20 protein-coding genes and 1 tRNA gene are annotated in these 20,631 nt (G+C 71.8%); 7 read left to right on the forward strand and 14 right to left on the reverse strand.

The window, feature by feature from the left end; genetic code table 11:
* Window positions 1-21: 21 nt before the first annotated feature.
* From STRCI_RS34530 to STRCI_RS34540, 3 genes are all read left to right on the forward strand, one after another.
* Window positions 22-381, forward strand: coding sequence for an MmcQ/YjbR family DNA-binding protein (locus tag STRCI_RS34530; RefSeq protein ID WP_269662894.1), 360 nt, complete (start codon window positions 22-24; stop codon window positions 379-381).
* 117 nt (window positions 382-498) lie between these two features.
* Window positions 499-1,797 (forward strand): MFS transporter, encoded by a 1,299-nt coding sequence (locus STRCI_RS34535; RefSeq protein ID WP_269662895.1) that lies wholly within the window; start codon window positions 499-501, stop codon window positions 1,795-1,797.
* Window positions 1,798-1,877: 80 nt separating this feature from the next.
* Window positions 1,878-1,954 (forward strand) — tRNA-Pro (locus STRCI_RS34540).
* A 67-nt stretch (window positions 1,955-2,021) separates the two neighbouring features.
* Here the strand turns inward: STRCI_RS34540 and STRCI_RS34545 are convergent.
* The 8 genes from STRCI_RS34545 to STRCI_RS34580 all read right to left on the reverse strand — a co-directional run bounded on the left by STRCI_RS34545 (window position 2,022) and on the right by STRCI_RS34580 (window position 10,215).
* The gene (locus STRCI_RS34545) at window positions 2,022-2,309 is read right to left on the reverse strand and encodes a DUF1905 domain-containing protein (protein ID WP_269662896.1); all 288 of its coding nucleotides are present in this window, start codon (window positions 2,307-2,309) and stop codon (window positions 2,022-2,024) included.
* Between the two features lie 104 nt (window positions 2,310-2,413).
* Entirely contained in the window at window positions 2,414-4,633 is a 2,220-nt protein-coding gene (katG, locus tag STRCI_RS34550) for a catalase/peroxidase HPI (RefSeq protein WP_269662897.1), read from the reverse strand.
* Between the two features lie 33 nt (window positions 4,634-4,666).
* Window positions 4,667-5,104, reverse strand: coding sequence for a Fur family transcriptional regulator (locus STRCI_RS34555; RefSeq protein WP_269662898.1), 438 nt, complete (start codon window positions 5,102-5,104; stop codon window positions 4,667-4,669).
* 178 nt (window positions 5,105-5,282) lie between these two features.
* A complete protein-coding gene (locus tag STRCI_RS34560) occupies window positions 5,283-5,810 on the reverse strand; it encodes an NUDIX hydrolase family protein (protein ID WP_269662899.1) in 528 nt (175 codons plus the stop codon).
* 42 nt (window positions 5,811-5,852) lie between these two features.
* A complete protein-coding gene (locus STRCI_RS34565) occupies window positions 5,853-7,010 on the reverse strand; it encodes an amidohydrolase family protein (RefSeq protein ID WP_269662900.1) in 1,158 nt (385 codons plus the stop codon).
* 1 nt (window position 7,011) lies between these two features.
* Complete coding sequence (locus STRCI_RS34570; RefSeq protein ID WP_269662901.1) at window positions 7,012-8,412, reverse strand: glutamine synthetase family protein; 1,401 nt, start codon at window positions 8,410-8,412, stop codon at window positions 7,012-7,014.
* Between the two features lie 43 nt (window positions 8,413-8,455).
* Window positions 8,456-9,268 (reverse strand): SAM-dependent methyltransferase, encoded by an 813-nt coding sequence (locus tag STRCI_RS34575; protein WP_269662902.1) that lies wholly within the window; start codon window positions 9,266-9,268, stop codon window positions 8,456-8,458.
* Between the two features lie 164 nt (window positions 9,269-9,432).
* A complete protein-coding gene (locus tag STRCI_RS34580) occupies window positions 9,433-10,215 on the reverse strand; it encodes a hypothetical protein (protein ID WP_269662903.1) in 783 nt (260 codons plus the stop codon).
* 196 nt (window positions 10,216-10,411) lie between these two features.
* Between STRCI_RS34580 and STRCI_RS34585 the strand changes: the two genes are divergently transcribed.
* The gene (locus tag STRCI_RS34585; protein WP_269662904.1) at window positions 10,412-10,879 is read left to right on the forward strand and encodes a potassium channel family protein; all 468 of its coding nucleotides are present in this window, start codon (window positions 10,412-10,414) and stop codon (window positions 10,877-10,879) included.
* A gap of 21 nt (window positions 10,880-10,900) precedes the next feature.
* Here STRCI_RS34585 and STRCI_RS34590 read toward each other — a convergent pair whose 3' ends face one another.
* Both STRCI_RS34590 and STRCI_RS34595 read right to left on the reverse strand, forming a co-directional pair.
* On the reverse strand, window positions 10,901-11,704 hold the full coding sequence (locus STRCI_RS34590; RefSeq protein ID WP_269662905.1) for an SAM-dependent methyltransferase: 804 nt from the start codon (window positions 11,702-11,704) through the stop codon (window positions 10,901-10,903).
* 178 nt (window positions 11,705-11,882) lie between these two features.
* On the reverse strand, window positions 11,883-12,692 hold the full coding sequence (locus STRCI_RS34595) for an alpha/beta hydrolase (RefSeq protein WP_269662906.1): 810 nt from the start codon (window positions 12,690-12,692) through the stop codon (window positions 11,883-11,885).
* Between the two features lie 152 nt (window positions 12,693-12,844).
* Between STRCI_RS34595 and STRCI_RS34600 the strand changes: the two genes are divergently transcribed.
* Together STRCI_RS34600 and STRCI_RS34605 are read left to right on the forward strand one after the other, a co-directional pair.
* A complete protein-coding gene (locus STRCI_RS34600; protein WP_269662907.1) occupies window positions 12,845-14,032 on the forward strand; it encodes a thiolase family protein in 1,188 nt (395 codons plus the stop codon).
* A gap of 137 nt (window positions 14,033-14,169) precedes the next feature.
* Window positions 14,170-14,943, forward strand: a complete 774-nt coding sequence (locus tag STRCI_RS34605) for a sulfite exporter TauE/SafE family protein (protein ID WP_269662908.1) — start codon at window positions 14,170-14,172, stop codon at window positions 14,941-14,943.
* A gap of 4 nt (window positions 14,944-14,947) precedes the next feature.
* Here the strand turns inward: STRCI_RS34605 and STRCI_RS34610 are convergent, their stop codons facing one another.
* Together STRCI_RS34610 and STRCI_RS34615 are read right to left on the reverse strand one after the other, a co-directional pair.
* Complete coding sequence (locus STRCI_RS34610; RefSeq protein ID WP_269662909.1) at window positions 14,948-15,733, reverse strand: TIGR01458 family HAD-type hydrolase; 786 nt, start codon at window positions 15,731-15,733, stop codon at window positions 14,948-14,950.
* 35 nt (window positions 15,734-15,768) lie between these two features.
* Window positions 15,769-17,169: an alpha/beta fold hydrolase gene (locus STRCI_RS34615; protein WP_269662910.1), complete on the reverse strand. Its 1,401-nt coding sequence runs from the start codon at window positions 17,167-17,169 to the stop codon at window positions 15,769-15,771.
* Window positions 17,170-17,317: 148 nt separating this feature from the next.
* Here STRCI_RS34615 and STRCI_RS34620 point away from each other — a divergent pair, with 148 nt between their 5' ends.
* Window positions 17,318-18,064: a cobalt-precorrin-6A reductase gene (locus tag STRCI_RS34620; protein WP_269662911.1), complete on the forward strand. Its 747-nt coding sequence runs from the start codon at window positions 17,318-17,320 to the stop codon at window positions 18,062-18,064.
* On the opposite strand, the gene STRCI_RS34625 is transcribed toward STRCI_RS34620, so the two are convergent.
* Window positions 18,051-18,458, reverse strand: coding sequence for a hypothetical protein (locus STRCI_RS34625; protein ID WP_269662912.1), 408 nt, complete (start codon window positions 18,456-18,458; stop codon window positions 18,051-18,053). The two genes, STRCI_RS34620 and STRCI_RS34625, sit on opposite strands and share 14 nt — an antisense overlap.
* Window positions 18,459-18,501: 43 nt before the next feature.
* Window positions 18,502-20,580, reverse strand: coding sequence for an MDR family MFS transporter (locus tag STRCI_RS34630; RefSeq protein WP_269662913.1), 2,079 nt, complete (start codon window positions 20,578-20,580; stop codon window positions 18,502-18,504).
* Window positions 20,581-20,631: the final 51 nt, after the last annotated feature.

A 20,631-nucleotide genomic window follows, 5' to 3' on the forward strand; every position in this document is an offset into this window, starting at 1 on the left:
GGAGCGGATACGGTGCCTGCCATGCAGGATGCCGAAGACGTACGCCGTATCGCCCTGTCCCTGCCGGACACCACGGAGAAGGTCGCCTGGAACATGCCCACCTTCCGGGTGGCCGGGAAGATGTTCGCGACGGTGCCCGAGGACGAGACCTCCATCGCGGTGCGCTGCCCCAAGGAGGAGCGCGACGAACTGGTGCTGGCGGAGCCGGAGAAGTTCTGGATCGCCGACCACGAGGCGATGTTCGCCTGGGTGCGGGTACGGCTCGCGGCGCTGGAGGACGAGGACGAGCTGCGGGACATCCTCGCCGACTCCTGGCGGCAGGCGGCGCCCACCCGACTGCTCGACGCCCACCCCGAGTTGGGGCTGCCGTCCGACGGATGAAATCCCCTCGGGCGTTGTCAGTGCCGCGTGGCATGATCCGGCAACGAGGGTGAGAGCCGGGGCGGAGGGGGCTCCGGCTCGCACCGAGGCCGGTGCGCGGGAAGGGGAGCGGGGGGTATGGCGAGGGGGTTGTCGAAGGCGTCGCCCGAGGGGGCGGCCGGGGGCGTCCATCCGGTGTGGTCGCGTGACTTCGCCCTGTTCTTCGTCGCACGGGCAGTCGCCCGCCTCGGCGACACCATGCTGCCGGTGGCCCTCGCCGCGGGACTGCTCCAGCACGGGTACGGCGCGGGCGCGGTGGGCCTCGCCATGGCCGCCACGGCCGCTGCCTTCGCCGGGTTCGTCGTCTTCGGCGGGGTGATCGCCGACCGGTTCAGCACCCGCCGGCTGATGATCGGCGCGGACCTGGTGCGCCTCGGCACCCAGGCGCTCGCCGCGGGACTGTTCTTCTCCGGGCGGGTGGTCCTGTGGGAGATCTGCGCGATCGGCTTCGCCAATGGTGTCGCGGGAGCCGTCTTCCAGCCCGGCGTCGCCAGCACCACCCCCCGGCTCGCCTCCGACGTCCAGGGCGCCAACGGTGCCATACGCATCGCGGAGTCCGCGGCCCAGCTCGCCGGACCCGCCCTCGCCGGTCTGCTCGTGGGCCTCGCCTCCCCGGGCGGCGTCTTCGTGGCCCACGCGGCTACGTACGCGGTGAGCGCGCTCTGCCTCCTGCTGCTGCGCCTGCCCCCACCGCAAGCCGGCAGCGAGCCGATACCGAGCACCTTCCGGGCGGACCTCGTCGAGGGCTGGCGGGAGTTCCGCGCGCGCACCTGGCTGTGGGGCGTGATCGCCGTCTGGTGCCTCTACATGCTCACGGTGTGGGGCCCGAGCCTGCCCCTGGTGGCGACCTCGGTGGTCCGCGAGCACGGTCCCGGCGCCTACGGTCTGATCAACTCCGCCCTCGGCGCGGGCACGGTCGTCGGCGGCCTGCTCGCCCTGCGCCTGCGCCCCCGTCGCATGCTCCGCGCGGGCGCGATCAGCCTCTTCGCCTTCGTCGGCTTCCCGGTGACGGTGGGCCTCGGCCTGGACGTCCCGGCGATGGCGGCGGGCGCCGCCGTGGCGGGCGCCGGCATGTCCTTCTGGGGCGTCATGTGGGCGACCACCGTCCAGACCCAGGTCCCGCCGGACGTCCTCAACCGCATCCACGCCTACGACGTGGCGGGCTCCCTCGCCATGATGCCGGTCGGCCAGGCCCTGGCGGGCCCCTCCGCCGCAGCCCTCGGCACCGACCACGTCCTCCTCGTCGCGGGCGTGATGAGCCTGGTCGTCGCGGTGATCCTGCTCGCCGTACGACCGATACGGGACCTGGAGCGCGCCGACGCGCCGACCGCCGGATCCCTGCCCTCGGGGAAGCCGGAGCGGGCCCGCGCCGAATAAACCGGTGCGCGACCACCAACCCGAGTGCGGTATTGTTTCCCTGTTCGTTCGGCCGGGTGAAAGCCCAGGTCAGCGGGTATCGGGACGTGGCGCAGCTTGGTAGCGCACTTGACTGGGGGTCAAGGGGTCGCAGGTTCAAATCCTGTCGTCCCGACCAGCTTCACAGCAGGTCGGAGGCCGTCTTCTCAGAGATGAGAAGGCGGCCTGTTCCGTGTCCGGGGGCGCTACAGCCGGACCGTCAGCTCTATCGCCACCTCGTCGCCCGCCGACAGACCCTGCGGCTTGCGGACCGCCGCCTTGAGCGGCAGCAGGTAGTGGCCGTCCTTGGGGAACAGCGACGTCGTGAACTGGACCGCGCCGATGCGGGCGTCCACCGGGATGACGCCCCAGCCGTAAGTGGCCATCGACGCCACCTCGCGGATGTCCGCGGACTCCTGGTCCGGTACAGGGACGAAGTAGTACGGCGACGGGCCGCGCCACTCGATGACCTGGCCGGTGAACGCGAGTTCCACAGGGGCAGCCTCACTTCGTTGATCGGGGACACGGACAGACGGCCGGGCCGGCCGACGGGTGTCGGCCGGCCCGGGTGTCAGGGCGGTTGGTGAGCCCGGATCGCTCAGACCAGGTCGAAGCGGTCCAGGTGCATGACCTTGGCCCACGCCGCGACGAAGTCGTTCACGAACTTCTCCTTCGCGTCGTCGCTCGCGTAGACCTCCGCGAGCGCCCGCAGCTCGGAGTTCGAGCCGAAGACCAGGTCGGCACGGGTGCCGGTCCACTTGACCTCGCCGGAGGCCAGGTCGCGGCCCTCGAAGGCGGTCTGGTCCGGGGAGGTCGCCTTCCACTCCGTGCCCAGGTCGAGCAGGTTGACGAAGAAGTCGTTCGTCAGCTTGCCCGGGGTCTCGGTGAGGACGCCGTGCTTGGAGCCGTTGTGGTTGGCGCCCAGCACGCGCAGGCCACCGACCAGGACGGTCAGCTCGGGGGCGCTCAGCGTGAGCAGGTTGGCCCGGTCCAGCAGCAGGTACTCGGCCGGCAGGCGGTTGCCCTTGCCGAGGTAGTTGCGGAACCCGTCGGAGGCCGGCTCCAGCGCCGCGAACGACTCGGCGTCCGTGTGCTCCTGGGTCGCGTCCACGCGGCCCGCCGAGAACGGCACCTGGACCTGGACACCGGCGTCCTTGGCGGCCTGCTCCACGGCGGCCGAGCCACCGAGGACGATCAGGTCGGCCAGGGAGACCTTCTTGGCGCCGGAGTTGAACTCGCCCTGGATGCCCTCCAGGGTGCGCAGCACCTGGGCGAGCTCGTCGGGGTTGTTCACCTCCCAGCCGCGCTGCGGCTCCAGCCGGATCCGGGCACCGTTGGCGCCACCGCGCTTGTCGCTGCCGCGGAAGGTGGAGGCGGACGCCCAGGCGGCGGAGACCAGTTGCCCGACGCTCAGACCCGAGTCGAGGATCTTCGCCTTGAGCGCCGTGACGTCGGCGGCGTCGATCGCCGCACCCTCGGCCGCGGGCAGCGGGTCCTGCCACAGCAGCGTCTCGTCGGGGACCTCCGGGCCGAGGTACAGCGACTTCGGGCCCATGTCACGGTGGGTCAGCTTGTACCAGGCGCGCGCGAAGGCGTCCGCGAATTCCGCCGGGTTCTCGTAGAACCGGCGGGAGATCGGCTCGTAGATCGGGTCCAGGCGCAGCGACAGGTCGGTGGTGAGCATCCGCGGACGGTGCTTCTTCTCGCTGTCGAAGGCGTCCGGCACGATCTCCGGGGCGTCCTTGGCGATCCACTGGTGAGCACCGGCCGGGCTGGTGTCCGGCTCGTACTCGTACTCGAAGAGGTTCTTGAAGAAGCCGTTGCTCCACTGGGTCGGGGAGGTGGTCCAGATGACCTCAAGGCCGCTGGTGATCGCGTCCTTGCCCACGCCCGTGCCGTAGGTGCTCTTCCAGCCCAGGCCCTGCTCCTCCATGGAGGCGGCCTCGGGGTCGTTGCCCACGTGGTCGGCCGGGCCGGCGCCGTGGGTCTTGCCGAAGGTGTGGCCACCGGCGATGAGGGCGACGGTCTCCTCGTCGTTCATCGCCATCCGGCGGAACGTCTCCCGGATGTCGCGGGCCGCGGCGATCGGGTCCGGGTTGCCGTTGGGGCCCTCCGGGTTGACGTAGATCAGGCCCATCTGGACCGCGCCGAGCGGGTTCTCCAGCTCGCGGTCGCCGGTGTAGCGCTGGTCATCGAGCCAGGTGGTCTCGGGACCCCAGTAGACGTCCTCGTCGGCCTCCCAGACGTCCGCGCGGCCGCCGCCGAAGCCGAAGGTCTCGAAGCCCATCTGCTCCAGCGCGACATTGCCGGTGAGGATCATGAGGTCGGCCCAGGAGATGGACTGGCCGTACTTCTTCTTGACCGGCCACAGCAGACGGCGGGCCTTGTCGAGGTTGCCGTTGTCCGGCCAGCTGTTCAGCGGCGCGAAGCGCTGCTGACCGGCGCCGGCGCCACCGCGGCCGTCGCTGATGCGGTAGGTGCCCGCGCTGTGCCAGGCCATACGGATCATCAGCGGGCCGTAGTTGCCGAAGTCGGCCGGCCACCAGTCCTGCGAGGTGGTGAGCACCTCGGCGATGTCCTGTTTCACGGCCGCGAGGTCGAGGTCCTTGAACGCCTCGGCGTAGTCGAACTCCTCGCCGAGCGGGTTCGTCACCGGCGGGTTCGTGGCAAGGATCTTCAGGTTGAGCCGCTCCGGCCACCACTGGCGGTTCCCGCCGCCCTGGGTCGGGTGCGGGGCACGCCCGTGCGCGACGGGGCAGCCCCCGGTGCCCTCCTCCGTCTTGGGATCGGTGACGATTGCGTCGGGGTTCTCAGCCATGGCGAATCCTTCCGGGCTTGGTGGATCTCGTGCTCAGAGAATTTGGGGGGTCGAGCAGTCGGGGCACACGCCCCAGTAGATGACCTCGGCCTCGTCGATCGCGAAGCCGTGGTCGTCGGAGGCGGTCAGGCACGGGGCATCACCGACCGCGCAGTCGACGTCGGCGACGACCCCGCACGACCGGCACAGGACGTGATGGTGGTTGTCCCCGACACGTCCCTCGAACCGGGCCGGGCTGCCGGCCGGCTCGATACGGCGTATGAGTCCCGCCGTGGTCAGGGCGTGCAGCCCCTCGTACACGGCTTGCAGGGAGATATGGCCCACGCGGTCCCGCACCCCCGAGGCGATCGCCTCCACCCCCAGGTGGTCGCCGTCCCGGACGGTCTCCAGCAGTGCGACCCGGGCGGCCGTCACCCGCAGGCCGGCACCGCGCAGCTCCTCGGCGGTTGACGGGGTTCCGGATGAGCTCATGCGCCGAACCTACCCTCAAAAACACGAACCATTCAAGAAAACGATCCGTTCAAATTTGATGGTGCGCAGACGTCCGGGGGAGGGCCGGTCCACGACGCCCCGTCACGCGTACGACAGCACCCTCCCGCACTCCCCTCCATTCCGCCTCACGGCGCGCACGAGAAACAGTCCGTGACCGTCAGACCACGCATCCGACATGGGCCATCGCCTGCTTCAGCAGCACGCCGTGGCCGCCCGGCATCTCGCTCTGCACCGCGGGCGACAAGGCCTCCTGGGGGCTGAACCACACCAGGTCGAGGGCGTCCTGGCGGGGCCGGCAGTCGCCGGTCACCGGGACCACGTAGGCGAGGGAGACGGCGTGCTGGCGCGGGTCGTGGTAGGGCGTGATGCCCTGGGTCGGGAAGTACTCCGCGACCGTGAAGGGCTGGAGCGAGGCCGGGACGCGGGGCAGCGCGACCGGGCCGAGGTCCTTCTCCAGATGGCGGAGCAGGGCGTCACGCACTCGCTCGTGGTGCAGCACGCGGCCGGAGACCAGGGTCCGGCTGACCGTTCCGTCCGGTCCGATGCGCAGCAGCAGGCCGATGCTGGTGACCTCGCCGCTGTCGTCGACGCGCACGGGCACGGCCTCGACATACAGAATCGGCATGCGGGCGCGGGCCATGTCCAGCTCGTCGGAGGTCAGCCAACCGGGCGTGGTTTCGGTCATATCAGACATTGCTTGATCATACTTTCCGGGATCGGCGCGCGCTCAGTCGCGCCGGGGGACGGTTTCGGCGGGAAGTCCGTACAGGCGGCGGGCGTTGGCGGAGCCGGTCCACCGGACGATCCGTAAGGCGTCGGGCAGGCTCAGCTCGTCGGTGTCGACCCGGTCCTGGAGCAGCGCGGCCAGGCCCTGCCGGAAGGACACCGCGCCGAGCAGGTAGAACTCGGCCGGACCGTAGGCGTCGGAGCTGTAGAGCAGCTTGCGGAACGGGGTGATCTCCAGCGCCTCCTCCAGGACCGCACGCGCGCGTGCGGGGCCGACATGGTGCAGGGTGAGGCCCACATCGAGATACACCCGCTCGAACACGGCGGCCAGATAGGCGGCTTGACGCTGGTACGGCCAGCAGTGCAGGAGCAGCACGGGGATCGTGCCCGCGATCAGATGCAGCCAGTCGGTGAGGCGGGCCGGGTCCGCCCGGTGCAGCCGGATGTCGCTGTCGCCGAACCCGGTGTGCAGCTGGAGCGGCAGGCCCAGGTCCACGGCCGTCCACAGCACATGGCGCACCAGTACCGGGTCGGACAGCCGTCCGCCCGCCGCCGACCAGCGCCGGGCCGCCCCGGTGACCTCCGCCTCCGTCGGGCGCGCCGGGTCCAGGTCGAAGCCGGTCCGGTAGGCGGCGACCGACTTCACCGCCACCACACCGGGCCGCCGTACGGCGTCCTCGGCGGCCCGGCGGAACGCGGCGCCGTACTCGTCCGGCTCGACGCCCGCCCGCGCGACCGACTCGGCGACGTTCTCCAGCCGTACGACCTCGTAGGCGGTGCCGCCGGACAGCTCGGCCAGTTCGCCGGGCGAGGTGAGGGGGAGCGGGGCATAGCCGGTGTCGACGCAGAGGACGTCGGTGCGGGAGGCGGCGAGGAAGCGCCGGTTCACCTCGGCCGCGCCGAGTTCGGCACGCCGGGCCGTGTAGGCGTCCGGCGAGGCGTGCCGGGGCAGGTCGAGCACCGGGGCGCAGTGGCGGCGTACGGCCACGCCGGCCGGGGTGTCGAAGGGGGAGATCCCGGGCCAGGCCGCGCCCTCGGTCAGCAGGGACTCCAGGCCCGCGCGGTCCAGGTTGCCGGTGACCACGCCGTGGCAGTGGTGGTCGACCAGGGGCTGGGCGGCGAGGGCCTCGTGCACCGGACCGCGGGCGGGGGCCGTCACGTCAGTACCGCCAGCGGTACGCCGCCGCGATCCCGGCGTCGTCGAGGCCCTCGACGGCGGCGATCTCGCCCTGCCGTACGGCGATCACCGCGTCGGCGAGGACCGGGCCGAGGGCCGACCGCAGCACCTCGTCCGCGCGGAACTCCTCGACGGCCTCGGCGAGCGAGGCCGGCAGGCGGCGTACGTCCCGCGCCTCGGCCGCCTCGGGGCTCAGGTCGGCCGGGTTTCCGGTGATCTCGCCGGGCAGGGACGCGGACTTCGTCATGCCGTGCAGACCGGCGGCGATGACCGAGCCGAGCGCGAGGTAGGGGTTGGCGGCGAGGTCGACCGGCTTGATCTCGAAGTTCGCCGACTGGTCGCGCAGGCCCGCCGTGCCCGTGATCACCCGTACGCCCGCCTCCCGGGTCTCCCGGCCCCAGGCGGTGAACACCCCTGCCCACTGGGAGGGTTTGAGGCGAAGGTAACTGGCGGGGCTCGGCGCGGTCACCGCCGTGAGTGCCGGGAGGTGGCGCAGGACGCCCGCGGTGAAGGACTCGGCGTCGGCCGTCATACCGTGGCGGCGGTCGCCGCCCGCGTGCAGATTGGCGCCGTCGCGCCAGGCGGAGAGATGGAGGTGGCCGCCGTTGCCGACGCCCTCGGCGAAGACCGCCGGGGCGAAGGAGACCACCAGGCCGTGGCGCCGGGCGACCGCCCGGATCGTCTGGCGCGTCAGCACGCTGCGGTCGGCCGCCGCCACCGGGTCCAGCGCGCCGACCGACAGCTCGAACTGCCCCGCCGCGTACTCGGGATGGATCTGATCGACGTCCACGCCCTGCTCGGCGAGCGCGGCCAGGAGCTCGGCGGCGCAGTCGCTCAGCTCGACCTGCCGGGCGGCGCCGTACGCCGGACCGGGCACCGCGGGCCTGAACTCGCCCTCGGCGGTGGGGCCGTGGCCGACGGACCACTCGATCTCGATCGACGCCCGGAAGGTCAGGCCCTGCCGGGCCGCGTCGGCGACCAGGTGGCGCAGCAGGGTGCGCGTGCAGCCCGGATGAGGCTCGCCCTCCTGGGTGATCCGGTCCACCGGAGCCCATGCCCAGCCGGGCTGCGCGGCCAGCACCACCAGCCGGTCCAGATCGGGGTAGAGCCGCAGATCGCCGTCGGGGGAGCCAAGGACATCGGTGGTGACGATGGAGTCGTTCGCCAGGAAGGTGTCGAACACCGGGGACATCCCGACGCCCCAGGCCGCCGCCGACGCCAGCTTCGCCGTCGGGACCGCCTTCACCCTGGTGATCCCCGCGGTGTCCACATAGGCCAGCACGATCCCGTGCACACCTCTGCCGGACAGCTCCCCGCTCAGGGCGGTGGCCCGCTCGATGTCCCCGGGACGCCCTCCGGGCACGGGATCGGCAAGGGTGGTCATGCGCTCTCCTCGTCGAGCTGGGCCGCGAAACTCGCTGTGGGCGTCAGGGTTTCACGGCCACCCCGCCGTACTGCGGCACCGCGACGGGAGAGTCGGCGCCCGCCCGCCACACCGAGCAGGACACCAGGCCCGGTTCGACGAACTCCAGGCCCTCGAAGAACGCGGCGATGTCCGCGCCGCCGCGGGCGGTGATCGGGGGAGTGGCGTTCTCGTTCCAGAACTCCATCGCCGGGATCTGGCCCGCGCCGCCCACCTCGTCGTCGTACGTGGGGTGGGTCAGCACCAGACAGCTGCCGGAGGGGACCGCGGCCATCACCCGTCGGGCGATGTCCCGGGCCTTGTCGAAGTCGAGGACGAAGTTGAGGATGCCGAGCATCATCACCGCGACCGGACGGCTGAAGTCCAGGGTGGCCGAGGCGCGTTCGAGGATCGCCTCCGGGTCGTGCACATCGGCGTCGATGTAGTCGGTGGCTCCGGCGACGGTGCCGGTGAGCAGGGCGCGGGCGTGCGCGAGGACGATCGGGTCGTTGTCGACATAGACGATCCGCGCGTCCGGGGCGATGCGCTGGGCGATCTCGTGGGTGTTGTCGGCGGTGGGCAGTCCGGTGCCGATGTCCAGGAACTGCCGTACACCGCGCTCCTGGGCGAGGTACCGCACTGCGCGCCCGAGGAACTCGCGGTCCGCGCGGGCGATGTCCCGGATGATCGGGAACATTCCGGCGACCTGCTCGCCGACCCGCTGGTCCACGGCGTAGTTGTCCTTGCCGCCGATCCAGTAGTTCCACACACGCGCGTTGTGCGCCACACCGGTGTTGAGCTTCGCGGACCCGCCCGCCGGGGTGTGGCCTTCGGTCACGACTCGTCCTCTCCTCGCACGCACGGTTCCTCGCACGCACGGCCGAGACCGGCCGTAGGGGCCATTGTGCCGTCCCTTGATCACTCTGTCTCCGGAATCGGCACAGGACCAGCGGAGGTTGGGCAGCGGGAGGGTGAACGTCGCGCGAAGACGGCGGAGTTCGGTCAGGGCTGCGGAGTCTTGCCCGCCTGGACGTCCTTGAGGCGTTGGGTGCCCTTCTCGACCGCGTCCTCGACGGAGTCGTCCTCGTCGCCGTCCAGGCCGCCCGCGGTGACCGTGATGGCGTCGCTGCCCACCTGGACCGCGGCCACGTCCAGGGTGAGGGTGGCGGGCGAGCCGTCGGCCGTGCCCTGGACCGTGACCCGCAGGCCCTGGCGGGCGTCGCCCTCGTCCGGCACCGAGGTCTCGATCACCTCGACCGTCCGCTCCTGGCCCGCGCTGTCGGTCGCGAGGAACCGGTCGCACTTCTCCGGGAGGGTCTTCAGCCAGGCCAGCGAGTCGGACAGGTCGTCGGCGTCGTAGGCGGCGACCTGGTACAGCAGCCGGGAGTCACCCTGCTCGAAGCCGCGCAGCGCGGACGCGCCGGAGGGCTTGCCGAGGAGCCGGTCCGTGTAGAGGTCGTCCAGCAGGCGCTGGCAGTCGGCGGCGTCCGCCTTCGCGGTGAGGAAGTCGTCGACGTCGACGGTGCCGATGAGGAGGGAGTCGTGCCAGCCGGAGGCGTCGTCGACCTGCGTCCAGTCGTCCTCGATGTCGGTCTCGGTGATCAGCGCGGCCCTCGCTCCGGCGGGGGTGAGGGCCGCCGGGGCGGTGGTCCGCGCCGCGAGCGGGGAGGCGGCGACCTCCGCGGCGCCGGATCCGCTGTCGTCGTCCGAGCAGGCGGCGCAGGTCAGCAGGGTGGCTGCCGCCAGGGCCGAGGCGAGGGCGTGGACGGGTCGGGAGCGGGTCATGGCGGGGGCCTCCTGAGAACGCGACACGTTCCCTCAGCGCACCACCGGCCCCGCGGGCCCACCAGCCGCACCGGACCGATCGGGTGAGGGGGCGGGCCGCTGCGCCGCAACTCGAACGCGTTCCCCGGCGTGCCCGGTCGTGGCAGCTCCCCGACACTGGCCCCATGGCGTGCCCGCCGTACCCGAAGGAGTCGTCATGCTGTCCGGATTCCTCGCCAGGGCGCTCGCCACGCTGCTCGGCCGGGAGGGCCGCTCGCTGCATCTGAAGGCGGCGATGGCGGCGACGGGGATCCTCGGCGCGGTGATGCTCGTCGGGTCATGGGCGGTGGTCGCCGCCGAAGAGGGCACCAGGGGCGCGAACCTGACGACCTATCCGAGAGCCCTGTGGTGGTCGATCGAGACTGCCACGACCGTGGGATACGGCGACTTCTTCCCGGTCACCTTCTGGGGCCGGGTCATCGCGACGGTCGTGATGGTCGTGGGGATCACGACGTACGGCATGGTCACCGCCGCGCTGGCCACCTGGTTCGTCGGCCGGGAGCAGAAGCGCCGGCATCGCCTCGCCCAGGGCGCCGAGGAGCTGTACGACGAGACGGCCCGCGCCCTGCACGCCCGCTTCGACCGGCTGGAGCGGATGCTCACCGGCCCGCGGGATCAGCCCTAAGCGCCTTGCCGCGGGCCGGGTTCAGGACTTGACGCCGACTGCTCCGTACAGCGACACCGGCCCCTCGCCGAGCGGCGACTCGTCCCGGGCGAGGTCGGGGCGCCAGTCCTTCACCGAGACGATGCCCGGCTCCAGCACCTCAAGTCCCGTGAAGAAGCGGCCCACTTCGCCGTGCGTGCGCGCCACCAGGGTGACTCCGCCCGCCGCGTACCGCTCGATGCCCTCCCGGACGTTCTCCGGCTCGAAGTCGGCGGTCATGCAGGACAGGACCAGGCAACTGCCCGGGGCCAGCGCCTCGACGAGGGTGCCGACCACGTCGTAGGCGCCGTCCGCGTCGGAGACGAAGTGCAGCAGGGCGATCAGCGAGAGGGCGACCGGGCGGTCGAAGTCGAGGACCTGGGCGGCCCGTTCGAGGATCGCCCCCGGCTCACGGGCGTCGGCCTGGACGTACTCCGTCACGCCCTCCTTGGTGCCGCGCAGCAGTGCCTCGGCGTGCGCGAGGACGATCGGGTCGTTGTCGACGTAGACGACACGCGCGTCCGGTGCGTAGGACTGGGCGATCTGGTGGAGGTTGGGCTCGGTCGGAATGCCGGTGCCGATGTCGAGGAACTGGCGGATTCCGGCCGGCCCGGCGAGATGGCGGGTGGCCCGCTGCATGAACCGGCGGTTGCTGCGCGCGGCCCGCGGGGCGCCCGTGTCGATCGCCATGATCTGCCGGCCGAGCGCCTCGTCGACCGGGTAGTTGTCCTTGCCGCCGAGGTACCAGTCGTACACCCGGGCCGGATGGGGCCGGGTCGTGTCGATGCGGACGGCCGGCTCGGTCACGATACTCCTCTGCTCGCTCGGCAAGGTGTGCGCTGCGGGCAGTCTTTCACGATCATGCGGCACCGCGGAGACTGTCTTCGGCCACCTCCTCGCCGAGTCCGGCTGGCGTCAACACGGGTGCGAGCAGGGGTGGTTGGGCATGCTCGGCGGGTCCGCGGACGACTTCCGGCCAGACGCCTCACTCCTGGAGCGCGTCGTCCAGGAAGCGGACCAGGTCGTCGAGGACCTCCGCCTTGTTCGTCTCGTGGAACACCTCGTGCCGGGCGCCCGGGTAGATCCGCTCGGTCAGCTCCTCGCCGCGCAGGTCCTGGACGCCGGTACGGCTCCCGGCGAGCGGGACCAGCCGGTCGTCGTCGCCGTGCAGCCACAGCAACGGCAGCGGTCCGATGTCCCCGTCCTTGGCGACGGTGTCCAACGTCCTGACGAAGGCCTCCACCGTGGGCCGCTTCATCGGGCCGTGCCAGACCAGCGGGTCGGCGGCGTACGCGGCGCCCACCTCCGGGTCGCGGGAGAGCGCGGCCGGGCTGATCGGGATGTCCGGGATCTCCTCCAGGGCGAGCAGCCGGCGCGGCAGCGGCCAGTCGCCGATGACCGGCCCGGACAGCACCAGCGCGGTCAGCTCGGCGCCGTACCGCTGGGCGAAGCGGGCCGAGATCAGACCGCCCATGGAGTGCCCGACCATGACCAGCGGGATGCCCGGGTGGGCGGATCGGGCCAGCTCGGCGACCGCGTGCACATCGGTGACGACCTCCTCGAAGTCCTCGATCACCACCCGTTCGCCGGACGACTTCCCGTGCCCGGTGTGGTCCGGGGCGAACACGGCCGCGCCGTGCCCGTTCAGCACCCCGGCCACCTCCTCGTACCGGCCGGAGTGCTCCCCGTAGCCGTGCACGAGGAGGGCGACGTAGCGCGGCGCGCGTCTTGGCCACTCGCGTACGACGATCGGGCCGCGGGTCGCGGCGAGGATGTGTTCGCGGGGCTCGGCCATGTCTCCTCCGGCTGCGTCGGTGAAGGTCCTGGAGGATCTTCCCAGGGGGCGGGTCGGCGGTCTATAGTCCAAAACTAGCGGTGCTAATTAAGAGAGTCGCTGGTCATGGCCGGTCATCGGACCGCCCGTGCTCTCGGTCAGGAGATCTTCTCGTGCGTCCCGTCCACTTCGCGGCCGCCCGCCGCACGCCCATCGGCAAACTGCGCGGAGCGCTGTCCTCCGTCCGGCCCGACGACCTCGCCGCCGCGGTGATCCGCGGCCTGGTCGCCGAGGTGCCCGCGCTCGACCCGGCGCGCATCGATGACGTGTACTGGGGCGCCGCGAACCAGGCCGGCGAGGACAACCGCAATGTCGCCCGGATGGCCGCGCTGCTGGCCGGGCTGCCCGAGTCGGTCCCCGGCGCCACCGTGAACCGGCTCTGCGCCTCCGGCCTCGAAGCGGTCACCACCGCCGCCCGCACCATCGCCGCCGGTGAGGCCGACATCGTGGTCGCGGGTGGTTCCGAGTCGATGAGCCGTGCGCCCTTCGTGCTGCCCCGGCCCGACGAGGCCCTGCCGCACCGCATCGAGACCGTCGACACCCGGCTCGGCTGGCGGCTGGTCAACCCGGCGATGAAGGAACTCCACGGACTGCTCTCCATGGGGGAGACCGCGGAGGAGGTCGCCGCCCGGTACGGGGTCTCCCGCGAGCGGCAGGACGAGTTCGCGCTGCGCAGCCACCGGCTGGCCGCCGAGGCCCGCAAGAACGGCCATTTCGATGACGAGTTGCTGCCGGTGGAGCGCGCCGACGGGGTCGTCGTCGACCTCGACGAATGCGTGCGCGAGGACACCTCGTACGAGAAGCTCGCGCGGCTGAAGCCCGTCTTCCGGGAGGGCGGCACGGTCACCGCGGGGAACGCCTCGCCGATGAACGACGGCGCGGCCGGACTGCTGCTCGTCAGCGAGGAGGCGCTGAACGACCTCGGTCTCGAGTCGCTCGGACGGTATGTCGCCGGGGCCTCGGCGGGAGTGCACCCGGATGTCATGGGGATCGGGCCGGTCCCCGCCACGCAGAAGGTGCTCGCTCGGGCGCGGTGGAGTGTGGCGGACCTCCAGGAGGCCGAGTTCAACGAGGCGTTCGCGGCGCAGGCACTCGCGTGCGTGGACCGGCTGGGCATCGATCCGGAGCTGGTCAACCCGAGTGGAGGGGCGATTGCCCTAGGGCATCCGCTGGGTTGCTCGGGGGCACGGATCCTCACGACGCTGCTGCATCGGATGCGTCGCACGGGGGCCGAGCGGGGGCTCGCGACGATGTGTGTGGGTGTGGGGCAGGGGAGCGCTGTGCTGGTGGAGCGGCACTGAGCGCGGCGGCGATGGTGCGTTGTCGGCTGCGGGTGCTTCGTGGCGGTTCGCGCAGTTCCCCGCGCCCCTAGGTTGGATTGCCGACTGGTGAGACGGGCATGCCCCGTTGGTTGAATGTGCATAGCATCGGTCTCCGCATGGACACGATGAATCTGTGGCACATCACCGGCTGGGAGTTCGCCGCGCTGGCCTGCGCGGCGCTGCTGGTCGGTTTCTCGAAGACCGCCGTGAGCGGGGCCAACACGGTCAGTCTGGCGATCTTCGCCGCGGTGCTGCCCGCCCGTGCCTCCACCGGCGTGCTGCTCCCGGTGCTGATCGCCGGGGACGTGCTCGCCGTCCTCACCTACCGGCGGCACGCCCACTGGCCCACGCTGTGGCGGCTGTTCCCCGCGGTCGCGGCCGGAGTCGTCGCGGGCACGGTGTTCCTGATGTGGGCCGACGACGGGATCGTGCGGACGTCGATCGGGGCGATCCTGCTGCTGATGGCCGCGGTGACCGTATGGCGTCGCCGGGCCGCCGGGGCTGAGCCGGACCCGGACGCCGTGGTCACCCGCGGCGGCCGGGTCAAGGCCCGTTCCTACGGTGTGCTCGGCGGGTTCACCACCATGGTCGCCAACGCGGGCGGCCCGGTGATGTCGATGTATCTGCTCTCGGCGGGCTTTCGCAAGCTCGGTTTCCTGGGCACCTCGGCCTTCTTCTTCCTGATCGTCAATGTCTCGAAGGTGCCCTTCAGCGTGGGCCTCGGCCTGATCGACGGCCGCTCACTGCTGCTTGACGCGGCGCTCGTCGCGTTCGTGGTGCCCGGCGCGTTCATCGGCAAATGGGCTGTGAACCGGATCAACCAGCGACTGTTCGAGCAGCTCGTCATCGCGGCGACCGTCGTGGGCGGGGTCCAGCTACTGCTGCCCTGAACCGCTACGGCTGCCCCGAGCCGAGCAGCAGCGCCGGGAGACCGGCGAACGAGTCGATCACATGGTCGGGGCTGCCGCTCGCCTCGCGCAGCGTCTCCGGCAGGAACTTGCCGGTCCTGACCAGCACCCCGGTGATCCCGGCCCGCTGCGCCGCCAGTACGTCCGACTCCACGTCGTCCCCGACCATCACCGCCCGGTCCGCGGTCACCCCCAGCCGGGCCAGCGCCGCCTCGAAGAAGGCCGGCGAGGGCTTCCCCGTCACCTCCGCCTCGGTCCGCGCCGCCCGCTCAAGGCCCACCAGGAAGGCCCCGGAGTCCAGTTGCAGCCCCTGGTCGGTGCGCCAGTACAGGTTCCGGTGCATCGCGATCAGCCGCGCCCCGCGCTGGAGGTGCCCGAAGGCCCGGTTCAGCTCCGCGTACCCGAACTCCTCTCCGGCGCCCCCGACGATGACGACATCGGGCGCCTCCTCGACGAGCGTCACCCCCTCCAGGTCCTCCGCGACGTCCCCGCTGTTCAGCAGCGCGCACCGCGCCCCCGGGAAGTGCTCGGCGAGATGTGCCGCCGTCACCGAGGGCGCCGTCAGGATGTCCTCGGCCGTCACCGGGAACCCCGCATCCGCCAGCGCCCCGGCGATGGACGCTCGCGTCCGCGAGGTCGTGTTGGTGACGAGCGCGATCCCCAGCCCGGCCCCGCGGATCTCCCGCAGGGCCTCGACCGCGCCGGGGAGCGGCTGCCAGGAGACGGTGAGGACACCGTCGATGTCGATGAGCACGGCACGCACGGATTCCATGCCCGGACGATAGCGACCAGAATGCTCCGGGAGTCTCAGGGCGCGATACCGACCCCCGCGACACGGCTCCACTCCCGCTCCTGCGCGGCCGACATCGCGGGCCACCGCAGCCCGCCCGGCCGGGGCTCGACCCGCGAGGCGTAGGAGCCGGGCCGGAAGTCCGGGTCGTAGAAGCAGCCCTCGGCGCACTTGGCCGCCACCGACCGCGCCGTCGGCCGTACGTCCGTACGCACCCACCGGTCCAGCGCGGCGATCGAGTTGGCGTACTCGGCGCCGCTCAGCTCACTGTGCTCGGACTCCCGGGTGAACGTCTGCACCAGGTTCCGCTCCCGGCCCGCCCCTTCGAGCGTGGCCCGGTAGGCGGACTCGTGCTCGATGAACGCCGTCGGGTCGTCGATCGCGTGCAGGGTGAGCACCGGGACGCGGACCTCACCGGTCAGATCACTGTCGTACGACAGGTCCCGCACGGCGGTGGGATCGGCGGCGAACCGCTCGACCCCGGCGTTCAGCGCCTCGTCGTCGTGCGAACCGGAGTACCGCACACCCTCGTTGGAGAACGGGTTCCGGTCGCCCAGGCGGTCGTGCACGATGTCGCGGAAGGTGAAGGTCGCGAACCGCAGATGCGACTCCAGGGTGCGCTCCGGGATGCCGGTGACCCCGAGGATGTCGTCGAGGTTGCGCTGCTGTACGGCCGTCCGGTCCTGCGGGGCCGAGGCGTAGCCCGTGCACTCCTGGAGGCGGGCGCGCAGCCCGGCGGAGGTCATCGTGGAACCGGCGCGCAGCCCCTGCCACAGCGGGTACTGGACCTCGCTCGGCCGGGGGTGGTTCTGGCAGTAGTACTGGTAGACCACGCGCAGATCGACCCGGTAGTCATAGCCCCGCGAGCCGCCGCCGAGGACGCCGTTGGTGAGCAGCGCGCCGTCGTAGTGGCCCCGGTAGGTCTCGACGACCTTCGCGGCGACGTTCCCGCCCCACGACTGCCCGTGCACGAACGTCCGCCGCGGATCGCCGAACTCCCCGACGAACAGCCGCCGCACGCTCTCGGTGTCCGCCGCCGCCATCCGGGTGCCGTAGCCGCCCCGCCGGTACGACGAACCGGCCCAGGCGTACCCCTCGTCCACCATGACCGACCAGCGGCCCAGGTCGTCGAGGCTGCGCGCGGGGTCGGAGGCCGCGCCCAGATCGGGGCCGCCGTGGGCGTGGACGACCAGGGAGCCGTTCCAGTCGGCGGGGACGGCGATGGCGTAGTGGGCGCCGTTCGCGTCCTGCCCGGTGTAGCAGGTGGCCTTCTCGGCGATCGGTGCCGGACAGGCGGTGGCCGTGAGTCCTTCGGTGGCCGCGCCGGCCGGTGCGGCACCGGCCAGGGCACCCACGGTCAGGGTTGCCAGACAGGCGGCAAGGCCCCGTCTCAGGGCGCGTGTTGTGGTCCCGTTCAAGGCGCTTCTCCTCGTCTTCTTCGACGTCGCGGCGTGATGCTAGGCAGCGCCGGGGGAGGAGGAACACCGTCTGATCGTTTGTGTTCATAGAGTTCGCCGGGGGCGCCCGGGGGCATGGGCCCCGTCCGCCCGGCCGTAGGCTCGCCCCATGTCCCCGCACGTCCTGATCCTCGGCGGCACCACCGAGGCCCGCGAACTGGCCGCCGCGCTCACCGCGCTCCCCGGGCTGCGCGTCACCACCTCGCTCGCGGGCCGGGTGTCACGGCCGGGCACCGTCACCGGCGAGGTGCGCATCGGGGGCTTCGGCGGTGCGGAGGGCCTCGCGCGGTGGCTGCGCGAGGAGCACGTGGACGCCCTCGTCGACGCCACCCATCCCTTCGCCGCCGCCATCACCGCGAACGCGGCCCGCGCCGCCGCGGCCACCGGCGTCCCGGCGGTCGTGCTGCGCCGCCCCGGCTGGCGGCCCGGACCCGAGGACCGCTGGCATCCGGTGCCCTCCCTGGAGGCGGCCGCCGACCTGCTGCCGAGCCTCGGCCGCCGGGTCTTCCTGACCACCGGCCGACTGGGCCTCGCGGCCTTCGCCCACCTGACGGACCTGCACTTCGTCGTACGGTCGGTGGACCCCCCTGAGCCACCGCTGCCGCCCCGCACCGAAGTCCTGCTGGCCCGCGGCCCGTTCACCGTCGACGACGAGACCGCCCTCCTCTCCGCCCACTGCGTCGACGTCCTGGTGACGAAGGACAGCGGCGGATCGGCGACCTCCGCGAAACTCACGGCGGCCCGGCACCTCGCGCTGCCGGTGGTGGTCGTACGACGCCCTCCGCTGCCCGAGGGAGTGACGGCGGTGCCGGACGTGCCCGCGGTCCTGGAGCGGCTCGGGCTCAGCCCTCGATGACCGAGGCGCGCATCCGGTCGATGGCGCGCAGCACCTCGGCACGGTTCTTGGCGCTCTTCACCCACGCGGGCAGCCTGCCGACACAGGTCATCTTCCGGCCGTGCTCGTACCAGGGGTCCCGCTCCCGCAGGTCGGCCGCGACGAACCGGCGGATCAGATCGAGGTGTTCGAGGCTGTACGCCCACAGCTCACCGTGCCGGGTCGCGCCCCGCAGCCACAGCGTCGGCCAGGTGCCCCGCGCGACGGGCCCGCACGCGCCGCAGGAACGGCAGATCACCCGGGCCCGTGCGAAGTGCGCGACCCGGTCGCAGCGAGGGCAGCGGACCAGCACCGAGTCGCGGAAGGCGTGGTCGGTGATGCCGGGGTCGTGGAAGCGGACGGGGGCGGGGGACATGGGCCGATCATGACGGCGACCGGCGTCGCGCGGCAATCGGGTTTCAGCGGGCGCCCACGGCCTCCGTCTGCCCGAGACTGCTCGGCAGTCCGCTGCTGAGGTCCTCCTTCAGGAGGCGCTTGGCGATGGTGTCGACGGCGGCGCGCAGGGCCGTGCCCGAGGGGCGGCCGATGTCCTGCTCGACCTGACTCATCAGCCAGGCGCCCCAGGCGTCGGTGATGACCTCGGCCTCGCGGGCGCCCGCCACGGTGTGCGAGAGCAGTGAGCCGTCGCGGGTCAGATAGCCCTCGTCCACCATCCGGTCGAAGACCGGCAGCAGCACCTCCGGCGGCACATGGCGACGGGCGGCGATCAGCCCGAGGCTCGCATGGCCGACCACCCGGTTCAACAGCTCCACCTGCATCACCGCCCAGGCACCGGCCACGTCGAGCCGGGTGTCGGACCCCTGCACCAGCCGACGCGCGGTGTCCAGGTCCGTACTGCCGATGATCTTCGCCACGGAGGCCTCCAGGACCGCCTGCGAGTCGGCGCCGCGCGGCTGCGCGAACCCCTCGCCCATGTCGGTGGAGCCCATCCGGGCGCTGTCGCGCAGCTGGACCTGCTTGAGGAAGAGCGAGACGACGAAGCCGATGGCCGCGACCGGCACCGTCCACAGGAACACCGTCTGGAGTGTGTCCGCGTAGGCGTCGACGATCGGCGCGGCCACCGCCGACGGCAGTTCGTGCAGGCCCTCGGGACTGGTCGCCGCCTGTGCCACGATCGCCGGATCGGCACCGGGCACCGCGGATGCCTCGGCGATGCCCTGGCGCAGGTTGGGGGCGAGGCTGTTGGTGTAGATCGTGCCGAAGACGGCCGTACCGAAGGAACTGCCCAGCGTGCGGAAGAAGGTGACGCCGGAGGTCGCGGTGCCGAGGTCGGCATAGTCGACGGTGTTCTGCACGGCGATCGTCAGCACTTGCATGCACAGGCCGATACCGGTGCCGAGCACGAACATGTACAGCGACTCCAGCCAGGCCCCGGTCTCCGGCCCCATCAGGGACATCAGATACAGGCCGACGCCCATCACCAGCGAGCCGACGATCGGGAACAGCCGGTACTTGCCGGTCTTGCTGACCACGTTGCCGCTGAACACCGACGCGATGAGCAGGCCGATCACCATCGGCAGCGTCCGTACCCCGGAGACCGTGGCCGAGTCGCCGTCGACGTACTGGAGATAGCTCGGCAGATACGTCATCGCGCCGAGCATGGCGAAGCCGACGATGAAGCTCAGGACCGAGCAGACGGTGAAGACCGGGTTGCGGAACAGCCGCATGGGCAGCATCGGCTCGGCCGCGCGGGTCTCCACCCAGCAGAACAGCCCGAGGGCGATCACCCCGCCGACGAACAGGCCGACGATGACGCCGGAGCCCCACGCGTACTCGTTGCCGCCCCAACTCGTCGCCAGGATCAGCGCGCTGGCGCCGATCGCGACGAAGGCGATGCCGAGATAGTCGATGATCGGCCGTGAGGCCGCCTTGACGACGGGGATGGTGCGGGCGGCGGCGAAGACGACGACGATCGCGATCGGGACGTTGACGTAGAACGCCCAGCGCCAGGTCAGATGGTCGGTGAACAGCCCGCCCAGCAGCGGCCCGATGACCGTGGCCACCCCGAACACCGCGCCGATCGCGCCCTGGTACTTGCCGCGTTCGCGCAGCGGGATCACATCGGCGATCAGCGCCATCGAGGTGACCATCAGGCCGCCCGCGCCGATGCCCTGCATCGCCCGCCACAGGATCAGCAGGGTCATGTTCCCGGCGAGGCCGCACAGGAACGAGCCCGTGATGAACACGATCGCCGAGACCTGGAAGACGACCTTGCGGCCGAACATGTCACCGAACTTGCCGACCAGGACGGTGGATACGGTCTCGGCGAGCAGGTAGGACGTCACCACCCACGACATGTGCTCGGCGCCGCCGAGGTCCGACACGATCGTCGGCAGCGCGGTACCGACGATCGTCTGGTCCAGGGCGGCCAGCAGCATACCGAGCATGATCGTCACGAAGACGATGTTGCGGCGGCGTCTGTCGAGCAGGGGCGGATCGGCGGCGGGCGACCGTGCGGCTTCCTCGGCGACTGTCACGAGGTCACGATCACACCGGCGCTCCCGCCCCGCATGCCGGGGCGGACCGCG

The sequence above is a fragment of the Streptomyces cinnabarinus genome (assembly GCF_027270315.1).
GTDB classification, from domain to species: Bacteria; Actinomycetota; Actinomycetes; order Streptomycetales; family Streptomycetaceae; genus Streptomyces; species Streptomyces cinnabarinus.